The sequence below is a fragment of the Streptomyces katrae genome (genome assembly GCF_000966975.1).
Classification (GTDB): Bacteria; Actinomycetota; Actinomycetes; order Streptomycetales; family Streptomycetaceae; genus Streptomyces; species Streptomyces katrae.
This window is the reverse complement of the sequence record NZ_JZWV01000614.1, coordinates 1-12,714: the sequence shown is the minus strand read 5'-3', so window position 1 is coordinate 12,714 and position 12,714 is coordinate 1. Positions and strand designations below refer to the sequence as shown.

General features: G+C 72.9%; 12 protein-coding genes and 1 tRNA gene. 1 reads left to right on the top strand and 12 read right to left on the bottom strand.

Annotated features, from left to right (window positions below; translation table 11 throughout):
• Window positions 1–83: 83 nt before the first annotated feature.
• Window positions 84–1,574 carry a peptidoglycan-binding protein gene (locus VR44_RS22020; RefSeq protein WP_045949295.1) on the bottom strand — a complete coding sequence of 497 codons (1,491 nt, stop codon included), beginning with the start codon at window positions 1,572–1,574 and terminating at the stop codon, window positions 84–86.
• A gap of 251 nt (window positions 1,575–1,825) precedes the next feature.
• Here VR44_RS22020 and VR44_RS22015 point away from each other — a divergent pair.
• Window positions 1,826–1,899: transfer RNA gene (locus tag VR44_RS22015), tRNA-Lys, on the top strand.
• A 90-nt stretch (window positions 1,900–1,989) separates the two neighbouring features.
• On the opposite strand, the gene VR44_RS22010 is transcribed toward VR44_RS22015, so the two are convergent.
• From VR44_RS22010 to VR44_RS21960, 11 genes are all read right to left on the bottom strand, one after another.
• Complete coding sequence (locus tag VR44_RS22010; RefSeq protein WP_045949289.1) at window positions 1,990–2,652, bottom strand: class F sortase; 663 nt, start codon at window positions 2,650–2,652, stop codon at window positions 1,990–1,992.
• A complete protein-coding gene (locus tag VR44_RS41390) occupies window positions 2,649–3,257 on the bottom strand; it encodes a hypothetical protein (RefSeq protein WP_157880374.1) in 609 nt (202 codons plus the stop codon). Before VR44_RS41390 ends, VR44_RS22010 begins: the two co-directional genes overlap by 4 nt.
• Before the next feature lie 99 nt (window positions 3,258–3,356).
• Window positions 3,357–4,136 carry an HAD-IIA family hydrolase gene (locus VR44_RS22000; RefSeq protein ID WP_045949288.1) on the bottom strand — a complete coding sequence of 260 codons (780 nt, stop codon included), beginning with the start codon at window positions 4,134–4,136 and terminating at the stop codon, window positions 3,357–3,359.
• A gap of 108 nt (window positions 4,137–4,244) precedes the next feature.
• A complete protein-coding gene (locus tag VR44_RS21995; protein WP_245692064.1) occupies window positions 4,245–5,828 on the bottom strand; it encodes an alkaline phosphatase family protein in 1,584 nt (527 codons plus the stop codon).
• A 177-nt stretch (window positions 5,829–6,005) separates the two neighbouring features.
• Window positions 6,006–7,088, bottom strand: a complete 1,083-nt coding sequence (locus tag VR44_RS21990) for a 2-aminoethylphosphonate ABC transporter substrate-binding protein (RefSeq protein WP_045949287.1) — start codon at window positions 7,086–7,088, stop codon at window positions 6,006–6,008.
• Between the two features lie 75 nt (window positions 7,089–7,163).
• Complete coding sequence (locus tag VR44_RS21985) at window positions 7,164–7,961, bottom strand: ABC transporter permease (RefSeq protein WP_045949286.1); 798 nt, start codon at window positions 7,959–7,961, stop codon at window positions 7,164–7,166.
• Window positions 7,948–8,883: a 2-aminoethylphosphonate ABC transporter permease subunit gene (locus VR44_RS21980; protein WP_045949285.1), complete on the bottom strand. Its 936-nt coding sequence runs from the start codon at window positions 8,881–8,883 to the stop codon at window positions 7,948–7,950. The genes VR44_RS21985 and VR44_RS21980 overlap by 14 nt, the downstream gene beginning before the upstream one ends.
• Window positions 8,876–9,925, bottom strand: coding sequence for an ABC transporter ATP-binding protein (locus VR44_RS21975; RefSeq protein ID WP_045949284.1), 1,050 nt, complete (start codon window positions 9,923–9,925; stop codon window positions 8,876–8,878). Before VR44_RS21975 ends, VR44_RS21980 begins: the two co-directional genes overlap by 8 nt.
• Complete coding sequence (locus tag VR44_RS21970) at window positions 9,922–10,629, bottom strand: phosphonatase-like hydrolase (protein WP_045949292.1); 708 nt, start codon at window positions 10,627–10,629, stop codon at window positions 9,922–9,924. The genes VR44_RS21975 and VR44_RS21970 overlap by 4 nt, the downstream gene beginning before the upstream one ends.
• A 5-nt stretch (window positions 10,630–10,634) precedes the next feature.
• On the bottom strand, window positions 10,635–11,756 hold the full coding sequence (locus VR44_RS21965; RefSeq protein ID WP_045949291.1) for a TIGR03364 family FAD-dependent oxidoreductase: 1,122 nt from the start codon (window positions 11,754–11,756) through the stop codon (window positions 10,635–10,637).
• 147 nt (window positions 11,757–11,903) lie between these two features.
• Window positions 11,904–12,680, bottom strand: coding sequence for a GntR family transcriptional regulator (locus VR44_RS21960; protein WP_045949290.1), 777 nt, complete (start codon window positions 12,678–12,680; stop codon window positions 11,904–11,906).
• Window positions 12,681–12,714 lie beyond the last annotated feature (34 nt).

Sequence of the window (12,714 nt, the reverse complement as noted above, 5' to 3'; positions counted from 1 at the left end):
GGGGTGGGGGGCGGAGGGTGGGGCGGGGTGGAAGGTGCCCGTCGTGAACGTGGTGCGGGTGGGGTGCGTCATCGTTGCCTCCGTCATGCGAACAGCCGGCGCCAGGTTTCCGGGCCCGGGTAGCCGTCGGCCATGGCGCCGCGCCAGCCCTGCGCGCGCTGGAAGGCCTCGACGTTGCGGCGGTCTGCCTCGGTCCAGCTCTGGCCCGGGCCGGCCGTGTAGTACTTGCCGAAGCCCTTCTTCAGCAGCTGCCGGCCCATCGCGGCGATCGCCGGATGGGACCGGCCGGGGTGGAAGACCCTCAGGCCGGGATAGGCCGGGACACCGGCGGGGCCCGGGCGCGGCACCCCGGGCGCCGACGGGGCCGGCGGGACCTGCGGTGCCTGCGGGCCCGGCGGGGGTGTCGTGCGGCCCGTCGGCACGATGTCGTTGCCCTGGCGCTGGACCAGCAGCCGCCAGGTGTCCGGGCCCGGGATGCCGTCCGCGTCGGCACCCGTCCAGCCCTGCGCCAGCTGGAACGCCTCCGTGGCCTGCCGGTCGGCCTCGCTCCACTTGGTGCTCGGCCCCTTCGGGTAGAACCGCAGGGCGCCGCGGTCGATCAGCATCCGGCCCAGCTCGGCGACGTACTTGTTGTCGGCCCCGGGGCCGAACTTGGACGCGCCGGGGAAGGTGACCGTCGGCTGCTGCGCCGGAGGCACCGAGTCGCCCGGGAGGATGCCGCCGGTCACCCCGTTGAACCGGTACGGGACGTACTTGGCCCCGTTGTTCCAGTACCCGTACGGCGTGGCCAGCCGCCGCGTGACCGGCGGGGTCTGCTCGTAGGCGATGTAGTGCGTGTGCGTCTCGTCGACCCAGCCGCCGAAGAGGACCACGTGCGAGCCCTTGTTGGGGTCCGCCGGGTTGTGGAAGAGGAGCATGTCCCCGGGCAGCAGCTCGTCCTTGGTGATCTTCGTGGCGAAGGTGTCCAGGCTGCCGGTCCACTCGTTCGTACCGAGGTTCCAGGCCATGGAGACGTACCCGGAGCAGTCCTGCCGGTAGCCGTCCGTCCAGTACTCGGACATGCTGTACGGGACCTGCGCCTCCAGCCACAGCTTCGCCCGGTTGATGATCGTGGCCCGGTCGGTGCGCCGCGCCAGCGAGGGCGCGCCCGGCCGTCCCGGTCCGGAGGCCGGGGGACGCGGCCGGCCGTGCAGCGGGGCCCGGCCGCCCTGGGGGCTGCCCGGGGTGTCCCGGGCCGACGGGCCGGGGCCGGGCACGGGCCGGGCGTCCGCCCCGTGCGCCGTGCCCGCCGTCCGCCCCGCGCCCGGGAGCGGCTCGGCCGGGAGCGGCTCGGCCGGACGTGGCTTCGGGGCGGCGTGGTCCGGGAGCAGTGCGGCCGCAGGCCCGCCGCCGCCCAGGACCACCCCGGCCGCGGTGGCCAGGACCAGTGCCCGCCGGGCTCCGCGCACGGCCGGCGTGCCGCCGTCGCGCAGCGCTATGGCCCGCCCGCGCGCGAGGGCCCGGCGGCGCTGGGCACAGCCGGGGCACGCGCAGTCGCCGGCGGGCTCGTACTCCTCGAAGACAGGCGTCGGCATCGGCATCTGCACACGCACCGGAGGCTGCGTCGTCATGTGGTTCCGTCCACTCCCCTGACCGGTCCTGATCGGCCCGATCGCTCCTGCTGTCGTCGGTCCGGGCCCCGGCCGCACCCGACGGAGCGTCAGATGTGGCCCGGCCCAGACATATCGTGCACGACAAACCACTCAAACATGGGTTAATCGGACAACGCGGGCGCGGCTGGTCACGAGCACCTCTGGAAGTGGGGTAGAGTTTTCCCTGTCAGCAAGCGCCGCTAGCTCAGTTGGTTAGAGCAGCTGACTCTTAATCAGCGGGTCCGGGGTTCGAGTCCCTGGCGGCGCACAGACAAGGGGAAGCCCCTCGCAGCGAAAGCTGCGAGGGGCTTCTCTGTCGTACCGGAAAGCCGGACCGGTCCAGGCCGCCGCGCCGGGTCTAGGCCGCCGCGCCCGGCCTGGCTCCCGCGCCCGTCAGGTACGCCGAGACCACCACGTTCGCCGAGTACTGGCCGGCCGCCTTGTCGTAGGTACCGCCGCAGGTCACCAGCCTCAGCTCGGAGCGCCCCTCGACCCGGGGCCCGTACGCCTTGTGCGGGTCGAAGCCCGCGCGCTCGTAGACCCGTACGTCCTCGACGGTGAACTCGGCGACCGTCCCGTCCGCCCGCGCCACCCGGATCTTCGCCCCCGGCTTGACCGACCCCAGGCCGAAGAACACGGCCGGCTTGGACTTCGTGTCCACGTGCCCCACCATCAGCGCCGCCCCCGCCGCCCCGGGCGCGGGGCCCGCGCCCCACCAGCCCACCGTGCCGGGGAGCTCGTACGGCGGCGGCTCGATCGCCCCCTGCCGGTCGAGGCCCCGCGCGATCACCGGCGCCTGCACCCCCAGGGACGGTACGTCGACCCGCGCGGGCATCGCCGCCGTCAGCGGGGCCCGCGCGGCCGGGAGGCCCGGGGCGGCCTGGCCGCCGGCCCGCCCGGAGAGCGGACCGGCCGGCACCCCGGTGATCTCCTTGCCCCACAGCCAGAGGCCGAGCACCAGCACCGACCAGGCGGTGAAGGTCAGCAGCCGGCCGCCGGCGGAGGGCCGGGGCCCGCTCATCCGCCGTTGCGGCGGCGGCGCAGGGTCAGGGCCCGCCCGGCGACCACCAGGGTGGCCGCGGCGGCCAGGACCGCGCCGACCACGGTCTGCGGCAGGCCGGGGCCGTCGCCGTGATGGCTCTTCTTCGCCACCGAGCCGGAGGCCAGCCGGGTGGTCTCGGCGACCTGGGCGGCCATCGCGCCGCCGCCCGCGTGGACCGGCCAGACCGGCGAGTGGTGGGGGTCGGGGCGGTGGTCGCGGTGGCGGATCTCCAGGGAGCCGCGCAGGCCGTCGTCCCGGCCCTCGCACTTGACCCGGACCTCGTGCCAGCCCGGGTCGGCGTGGTGACGGATCTCGGCCTCGCCGAAGAGGGTGCGGGGGTCCTCGTGGCCCTTGCGCAACCGGACCTCCCCGTCGAAGACGGGGGAACGGGCCACCGCCCAGTCGCCCTCACAGGCACGTACACGGATCTTGACCCGGCCGCCCGGTTCCGCCGGGTTCGGCTCGATGGAGACACCGCCGCGGTCCCCGTCGTATCCGAGGGCGGCGGGGGCGGTCACGGCGGTGCAGGCCGCCAGGGTCACGGCCACCGCTGCGGCACGGAGAGCGAGCAGAGAACTTCGCATGGTGAACCTCCTTACGAGGAGATTCACGCGCGGCGCGCCGCTCCGCATCCGGAGCGGCGCTCTTTTGGCCCGTACGTGTCGGCCATACGCGCGGTCCGGCTACACCAGGTCGACGAGGTCCGCGATGGAGTCGACCGTCCGGGTCGGGCGGTAGGGGAACTGCTCGGTGTCCTCGACCGTGGTCAGCCCGGTCAGCACGAGGAAGGTCTGCATGCCCGCCTCCAGGCCCGCCAGCACGTCGGTGTCCATCCGGTCGCCGATCATCGCGCTGGTCTCGGAGTGGGCGCCGATGGCGTTGAGGCCCGTACGCATCATCAGCGGGTTGGGCTTGCCGGCGAAGTACGGCTTCTTGCCGGTGGCCTTGGTGATCAGCGCGGCGACCGCACCCGTGGCCGGGAGCGGGCCCTCGGTGGAGGGGCCCGTCTCGTCGGGGTTGGTGCAGATGAACCGGGCTCCGCCGTTGATCAGCCGGACCGCCTTGGTCATGGCTTCGAAGGAGTAGGTCCGCGTTTCACCCAGGACCACGTAGTCGGGCTCGTGGTCGGTCAGGACGTAGCCGATGTCGTGCAGGGCGGTGGTCAGGCCGGCCTCGCCGATGACGTACGCCGTGCCGCCGGGGCGCTGGTCGTCGAGGAACTTCGCGGTGGCGAGGGCCGAGGTCCAGATGTTGTCCACGGGCACGTCCAGGCCCATGCGGCTGAGCCGTGCCTGGAGGTCGCGCGGGGTGTAGATGGAGTTGTTGGTGAGGACCAGGAAGGGCTTGCCGGACTCGCGCAGCCGCTTGATGAAGGCATCGGCGCCGGGGATCGGAGTGCCCTCGTGGATGAGGACCCCGTCCATGTCGGTGAGCCAGGATTCGATCGGCTTGCGCTCTGCCACGGATTTCTCTCCGCTCTGGATGGCCTCTGACCTGTGGGTCTGTGGTCTGTACCACCACCCTAGCGGGCGGGGGCCGTGGACGCCGAGGGCGTCCACGGCCCGGACGGGCTAGGACAGCCGGACGTTGTCGACCGTCCAGTACCAGTTGTTGGTGCCGCTGTAGCGGAAGCGAATCCGGACGTCGGTGGCACCCGCCGGGATCTGCAGCGGGAGGGACTCGGTCCTCGCGACGGCGTCGGCGGTGTACGTCTTGACCACGGTCGGTGCGCCGCCGTTGTAGGAGACGAGGACCTGGGCGGTCTGGCCCGCCTCGTGGCGGTAGTGCGTCTCGAAGTCCAGGGTGCGCGTGGAGCCGCCGGTGACCGCCCACTTGGGGGTGATCAGGGTGGAGTCGAAGGTGCCCGTGTGCGTCTTGTCGTCCCACTCGTCGGAGTCGGCGACGGCGAAGACGTCACGGGAGCGGACGTTCAGCTCGCGCCACTGGTCGCGCTGCGCCTGGGTCCAGAACTCGTCGGTGGCGAAGGCCCATCCCGCCCACTCGGTGACGCCGCCCGTGCCCATCCTGGAGTTGTCCACGGACCAGCCGGCGGGCGGGGTGTGGGTGAAGCCCTTCACCCCGGCCGGGATGCCCGTCTCGTCCACGCGGGACTGGAGGGCGGGGCGCAGGGTGTCGAAGGGGTCGTCGTCGGGGCTGTCGAGGGGGACGCCGTCCAGTCCGGTCGTGGGGACGCCGACCTGGGCGAGGGCGGTGGCGGCGACGTCGACGAGCTTGACGTCGTCGCGGACCGAACCAGCGGGGATCCCGGCGCCCTTGGCGATGACGAAGGTGCCGCGCTCCTGGATAGTGGAGCCGCCGTGGCCGCCCGCGTCGGTGTGGCCGTGATCGGTGGTGACCAGGATCTTCCAGTTCTCCTGGGCGTAGGCGGGGCGGGCCTTGACGGCGGTGAGGACCTGGCCGACGAGGGTGTCGACGCGGCCGATGGCGTCGAGGTACTGCCGGCTGGCGGCGCCGTAGGAGTGGCCGGCCCCGTCGATCTGGCCGAAGTAGACGAAGGAGGCGTCGGGGTTGCCGTCGCGCAGTTCGGCGGAGGCGGCCGTGGCGATCTTCGGGTCCTCGGACTCGTAGCCGTCGCGGTCGCCCTTGAGGGAGAGGCGCTTGTCGGCCTTGGCGGAGAAGACCGGGCCGCCGGCGTCGGCGGAGGTGAGGGGCTCCCAGTCGGCGGCGGCGTAGGTGTTGAGGGCGGGGTTGGCGTTCTCGGCGCGGGTGAGGAAGTCGGGGTGGGCGGCGTAGTTCTTGCCGGTGAAGGTGTTGTCCTTCACGCCGTGCTCGTCGGGCCAGACGCCGGTGGCGATGGTGGACCAGCCGGGGCCGGAGGAGGTGGCGGCCATGGGGCTCGCGTAGAGGGTGCTGCGGGCGGTGAGGCCTTCGGCCATCAGGGCTTGGAGGTTGGGGGCGTTGGCGGCCTTGAGACGGTCGAGGACCACGCCGTCGAGACCGATGACGAGGACCTTGCCGGGGCTGGAGCCGGTGGTGGTGGCAGTGGCCGCGGCGGTCTTGGCGGCCGCCTCCGCCGCGGCCCTGGGGTCGCCGGAGGCGGAGGCTGTGGTGGCGGTGAGGCCGAGGGTGGTGGCGAGCAGGGCCGTGGCGGTGGCGGTCACGGCGAGGGTGCGTCCGCGCAGGACAGGGGACACGTACTCCTCCAGGAGCAAGTGGGTGTGGGCGGGGCATGCGTGCGCGTGCGGGTTCGGGTGCCGCGGCGCGTGGACGGGCGCGCGGCATGCGGCGGGTCCGGACCGGGGTGCGGTTTCGGTCCAGACCCGTTATCCGTTCGATATGGTTCCGGGTGGGGGTGGCCGGGAGGTCAAGGCTCAGCTGCCGGTCGCGGACTTCCACGCGTCGACGTAGCCCGTGAGGTTCTTGTCGAGGTCGGCCCAGTCGGGCTCGAAGACCTCGACTCCGCCCATCAGCTTGGTGAGTTCGATGGCGTTGGCGTCGGTGGGCTTGACGTCGCTGCGGACGGGGAAGCCGCCGCCGACCTCGCTGACCAGCTTCTGGGCGTCCTCGCTCAGCAGGTGGTCGAGGAGCTTCTTGCCGTTCTCGGTGTGCGGGGCCTTGGCGACCAGGCCGGCCGCGTACGGGAGGGCGAAGGTGGTGGGCTTGCCGCCGTCCTTGGCGGGGAACCAGATGCCCAGGTTCGGCATGGACTTGGACTGGGCGAAGTTCATCTGGACGTCGCCGTTGGCGACGAGCAGCTCGCCCTTGTCGGTCTTGGGCGCGAGCTTGCTGGTGGAGGAGGACGGGCCGACGTTGTTGGCCTGGAGCTTCTTGAGGAAGTCCATCGCCTGGTCCTTGCCGCCGAAGTCGTGCATGGCCTTGACGAGGACGGCCGTTCCGTCGCCCGCGACGCCGGGGGTGGAGTACTGGAGCTTGCCCTTGTACTTGGCGTCGAGGAGCTCCTCCCAGGTCCTGGGGGCGGAGGTGAGCTCCTTCTTGTTGTAGACGAAGCCGAAGTAGTTGCCGACGACGGAGGTCCACTTGGCGTCGGGGGACTTGTCGGCGCCGTTGACGTGGTCGGAGCCCTGCGGGGCGTAGGCCTGGAGCAGGCCCTTGCCGTCGGCCTGCTGGATGAAGGGCGGCAGGGTGATCAGTACGTCGGCCTGGGTGTTGGTCTTCTCGCGGACGGCGCGCTGGACCATCTCGCCGGATCCGCCCTCGACGTACTTGACCTCGATGCCGGTCTTCTTGGTGAAGTCGGCGAAGACCTTGTCGTACCAGCCGTCGCCCTTGTCGCTCTTGAGGCCGTCGGCGCTGTAGACGGTGACGGTCTTCCCGCCGCCCTGGGCGCCGGAGCCGTCGGCGGTGGAGGAGCCGCCGCAGGCGGTGAGGGTGCCGGCGAGGGCGAGGCCGGTGGTGAGGGCGGTCGCGGTGCGGAGCAGGAGCGCTCTGGACATGGGGGTTCCTTAACGGGACGGGGGGTTGCGGAGGTGGGGAGGCGTGGCGGGGGGGGTGTGGTGCGGGGGGCCGGGTCAGCGGTAGGAGGCCCGGGTGCGGACGCGGGAGACGGCCAGGAGGACCAGCAGGGTGGTGGCCATCAGCACCACGGCCACGGCGGATCCGCCGAAGAGCGAACCGCGGTCGGTGGCGGTGAAGATCCGGACCGGGAGGGGCATCCAGTCCGGCGGGTAGAGCATCATCGTGGCGCTCAGCTCACCCATGGACAGGGCGAAGCAGAGTCCGGCGGCCGCCGTGAGGGAGGGCAGCAGGAGGGGGATCCTGACCCGCCACAGGACGTACGCGGGACGGGCTCCCAGGGAGGCGGCCGCCTGCTCGTACGCGGGGTCGAGACGCACTATGGCGGCGGAAACCGACTGGTGGGCGAACGCCGTGACAAGAATGGCGTGCGCCAGGACCACGATCGTGCTCGTGCCGTTGAGCAGCAGCGGGGGCCGGCTGAACGCGACGAGGACGGCGAGGCCGACGACCACGGACGGCACGGCGACGGGCAGCATGAACAGCGCGTCCAGGACGCGCTTGCCGCGCCTGCCGAGCGCGGCGGCGGCCAGGGCGGCCCAGGTGCCGGCGGTGAGCGCGAGGAGGCTCGCGGCCAGGGCGGTGACCAGGGAGGTGGTCAGGGCCTGGAGGGATTCGCCCTGGACGGCGGAGGCGTAGTTCGCGGTGGTGGGGCCGGAGGGGAAGGCGCCGGACCAGCGGGTGGCGAAGGAGGCGGCCACGACCACGAGGAGCGGCAGGGCGAAGAGGGGGACGAAGAGGATCCCGAACAGGCTCCAGGCGGCCCAGCGGCCGCCCTTGCTATGCACCAGCACGCTTGCCCACCACCCGGTAGAGGCCGAACAGGCCGATGGATATGGCGATGTTGACGACGGCGGCCACGCAGGCGGCCGGGTAGTCGGACTCGAGGATCGCCTTGCCGTACACGAGCATCGGGAGGGTGGTGACGCCCTTGGCGCCGGTGAAGAGCACGATCCCGAACTCGTTGAGGCACATGACGAGGACGAGGCTGCCGCCCGCCGCGAGGGCGGGGAGGGCCTCGGGGAGGATCACCTGGCGGATGATCCGGGCGGGGCGGGCGCCGAGGCCGGCGGCGACCTCCAGCTGGGCGGTGTCCAGCTGGGAGAAGGCGGCGAGCAGCGGGCGCATCACGAACGGGGTGAAGTACGTGATCTCCGCGAGGAGGACGCCCCAGGGGGTGGTGAGGAAGTGGAACGGGCCTCCGGAGCCGCCGAACGCGTCCGTCCAGAGGCCGTTGGCCATGCCGACGGTGCCGTAGATGAAGAGGAGGGCGAGGGTGATGAGGAAGGAGGGGAAGGAGAGGAAGACGTCGATGAATCTGGCGACGGCCTTGGCACCGGGGAAGGGGACGAAGGCGATGATCAGCGCCAGGGTGAAGCCGAGGAGGAGGCAGCCGACGGTGGCGGCGAGGGCCAGCCAGACGGTGGTGCCGAGGGCTTCGCGGAAGGCGTGGGAGGCGAAGACAGCCGAGTAGGCGTCGAAGGCGCCGCCGCCGTTGTCCGGGGTGAGGGACTGCCGGACGACCAGGGCCAGGGGGTAGAGGAAGACCAGTCCGAGCACGGCCACGGGGGGCAGGGCCCACAGGGCGCGGGGCAGGCTGCGGGTTCCCCGCGGGGGTGTCTTGGGGGGTGCCTCCCGGGGCGGATCGGGGTGCTCGGACGGGGTCCGGGTCCCGGTCGGCGCCGGGCCGGCCGGCCGGAGCGCGGCCTCAGGCATCGGTGACCCCCGCCGCCAGGAGCACCGCGTCGCGGGGCTCGAAGTGGAGGGTGACCTCGTCACCCAGCGCCGGGGTCTCCCGCAGCTCGGGGAGGTCCGCCTTGACGCGGTGCCCGCCGACGTCGACGTACAGCCGGTGCGTGGAGCCGCGCCACTGCACCTCGGTGATGGTGCCGCGCAGGGCGTTGGGGCCCTCGCCGAGCCCCAGCAGGTGCGGCCGTACGCACAGGGTGGCGGTCGCGCCGGGGGCCGCGCGTCCGGTGTCGAGGTCCAGGGGGCGGCCCGCGAAGACGGCGCCGGCGTCGGCGACCGTCACCGGGAGCAGGTTGGCGTTGCCGACGAAGGACGCGGTGAACTCCGTACGCGGTGCCCGGTACAGCTGCTGCGGGGTGCCGCAGTCCTGGAGGCGGGCGCGGTCCATGACGGCGATCCGGTCGGCGAGGGTGAGGGCCTCGACCTGGTCGTGGGTGACGTACAGGATGGAGACGTCGGGGAGTTCGCGGTGCAGCCGGGCCAGTTCGGCCAGCATCCCGGAGCGCAGCTGCGCGTCCAGCGCCGAGAGGGGCTCGTCCAGCAGGAGGACCCCGGGGCGGATGGCGAGGGCGCGGGCGATGGCCACGCGCTGCTGCTGTCCGCCGGAGAGCTCGCGCGGGTAGCGCCTGGCGTAGGCGGCCATGCCCGTCATCTCCAGGGCCTCGGTGACCCGGGCGGGGATCCCGGCCCTGGGGGCCTTCTGGGCGCGCAGGCCGAAGGCGACATTGTCCTCGACGCGCAGGTGCGGGAAGAGCGCGTACTGCTGGACGACCATGCCGATGCCCCGTTTGTGCGGGGGCAGGGCGGTGACGTCCCGGCCGCCGATCAGCACCCGTCCGGATACGGGCCGGACGAAGCCGGCGACGGCGCGCAGGGCGGTGGTCTTGCCGGAGCCGGAGGGGCCGAGCAGGGCCATGACCTCGCCGGGTTCGACGGTCAGGTCGAGGGAGTCCAGGACGGTGGTGCCGTGGTAGGCGACCGATACGGAGTCGAAGCGGATGCCGCTCACGACGGCTCCGTTCGCGGTGCCGCGAGGAGGGCGGGGAGTCCGGCGACGGAGTCGAGGACGTGCGTGGCGCCGTGCGCGGTGAGCGCGGTGCGGTCGTGGGCGCCGGTGAGGACGCCGGCGACGATGCCGGCGCCGGCGCGGCGGCCGCTGAGCATGTCGTAGGCGGTGTCACCGGCGACGGCGGTCTCGCGTACGTCGTCCACGGCCCCGGTGCGCAGGAACGCGGCCAGCACCAGGTCGGGGTAGGGCCGGCCGCGGCCGCCCGCGTCGGCGGGGCAGAGGGTGAGGTCGGCCAGGTCCCGCCAGCCGAGGGCGTCGAGGATGGCGTCCTGGGTGACGCGGGCGAAGCCGGTGGTCAGGACGACGGTGTGGCCGTCGGCGCGGAGCGCCTCGATGGTCTCGCGGGCGCCGGGGACCGGGGTGACGAGGCCGCCGTCGACGAGTTCCGCGTACGCCTGCTCGAAGGCGGAGTTCGCGAGCCGGGCGCGTTCCTCCGTGCCGAAGAGGTGGCGGAAGACGGAGATCTTCGACTCGCCCATGGTGTCGCGGACGTACTGGAGCTTCTCGGCGTGCCCGGGGGTGCCGGGGTCGACGCCGAGGTGCGCGGCGGCGCGTTCGAAGGCGCGCTCGACGAGGCCGCCGTCGGCGACGGTGGTGCCGGCCATGTCGAGGACGACGAGGTTCCTGCTCTTGCTGTCGGTCATGCGGCTCACCAGCCCAGTTCGTTCGCGGTGGTTTCGGCGATGGCGGGCGAGCAGGTCATGCCCCGGCCGCCCGGTCCGGTGACGAGCCAGACGCCTTCGCCGACCTGTTGGCGGTGGACCACGCGGCTGGTGTCGGTGCACTGCGCGTACACGCCCGCCCAGCGGTGCCTGATCTTCGGCAGCGGGCGGCCCAGGAAGGACTCGACGACCTCGGTGAGGTGGTCGTAGGGGTCTTCGAGGGTGTCGAAGGCGAAGGGGTGCTCGTACTCGTGGGTGTCGCCGATGGTCAGGCCGCCGTCCTGCCGCTGGACCATCAGCAGCTGCATCTTGTGCGCGGCGGCGACGGGCGTCTGGGCCTGCTCGGCGTTGAGGACGTCGAGGGCGTCGCTCCGGTAGGCGGGGTAGTAGCGGAAGCTGTCGGCGTCGGCGACGGAGGTGGTGAGCGGCTCGCCGAGGGGGGCGGTCTGCATCATCTGGAGCCGGACGCGGCGCACGGGCAGTTCGGGGGCGAGCTCGCGGACCAGACCGGAGAGCCAGGCGCCGGTGGCGAGAACGACGGCGTCGCCGCGGTGGACCTGGCCGTGGTCGTCGCGGACGGCGGCCGGGCCGGCCAGGTCGCGGACCTCGCGGCCGGGCAGGAAGGTGTAGCGGCCGGAGGCGCGGAGGGCCTCGCGGAGGTGGAGCTGGGCGGTGCGGGGTTCGACGGCGGCGTCGCGCTCGCACCACAGGGCGGCCTCGAAGGCTCCGCGCAGGGCGGGGTTGACGGCCCGCGCCTCTTCGGCGGTGACCAGTTCGTATCCGCGGGCGGCGGCGTCGGGGCGGGCGGCGGCCGCCTCGGCGACCGCGTACTCGCGGGCGTTGCGTACGGGGGTGAGGGAGCCGATGGCGCGGAAACCCAGGCCGGGCACCTCCGCGCCGATCCGCTCCCAGAGCTCGCGGGCCCGCAGGGCGGTGTCGAGCTCCTCGCCCCCGGCCCGGCCGCTGACCCAGATCTGGCCGAAATTGCGCAGCGAGGCGCCGCGGGCCTCGGCTTCGCGCTCGATCTGGACGACCTCGTGGCCGCGTTGGACTGCTTGCCAGGCGTGCATGGTGCCGACCACGCCGCCTCCGACGACTATGACTCTCACGGCGTCCACGGTCGGGGCGGTCCGTGACCCGGGAGGATCGGGTGGGCGACCGGCCGGTGAACAGCCCTCGACGCTTGGACTAGACCCGTTACCGTTCTGTGATTTTGGTTGGTCGGTTTTGGTGCTGTTCCTCCGTTTCTCCCGGGGCTATTCGGGCCGCAGGCGGGTAGTGAAGCTGAACCGGTCGCCACGGTAGAGCGAACGCACCCGTTCCAGCGGCAGGCCGTCCTGATCCCGGGAGAAGCGGTGGATGAGCAGCATCGGGAGGGCCGGCGGGGTGCCGATCAGCAGGGCCTCGCGGGGGGTGGCCAGGACGGTCTCCAGCTTCTCGTCGGCGTCGCCGAAGGAGATGCCGAGGCTGTCGCGGAGGTATCCGTAGAAGGAGGAGTCCGGCTGGAAATCGACGTCGAGGCGCGGCGCGCGGGCGACCCGGACGTACGTGCTCTCCAGCCCGACGCGCTCGTCGTCGGCGAGCAGCACCCGCTCCAGGTGCCAGACGGGTTCACCGGTCTCGGCGCCGATGCCGCGGGCGAGTTCGGGCGGGCAGGGGAAACGTTCCAGGCCGATGAGGTGACGGCCCGGGCGGCGGCCCTGGCGGCGCACGCCCTCGGTGTAGCTGGCGAGGGAGAGGGGCTGCTCCAGCTTGGGCCCGGCGACGACGGTACCCCGTCCGGCCCGGCGGAGCCGGCCCTCCAGCAGCAGCTCCCGCAACGCCTGCCGCACGGTCTCGCGGGCCACCTCGTACCGCTCGGCGAGATCCCGCTCGGTGGGCAGCACCCCGCCTTCGCCGAGCTCGTCGAGGAGCTCGGCGATACGGGCCTTGACGGCGTAGTACTTGGGGATCCGGCCGTGCTCGGGGATCCCGGAACGTACGGGCGAGCCGGGGCGGTGGTGGGGGGCGGGGTGCCGGTTCTGTTCTTCCACGGTCGGACTGTACGTGCGTGAGGTGTACGGGGGG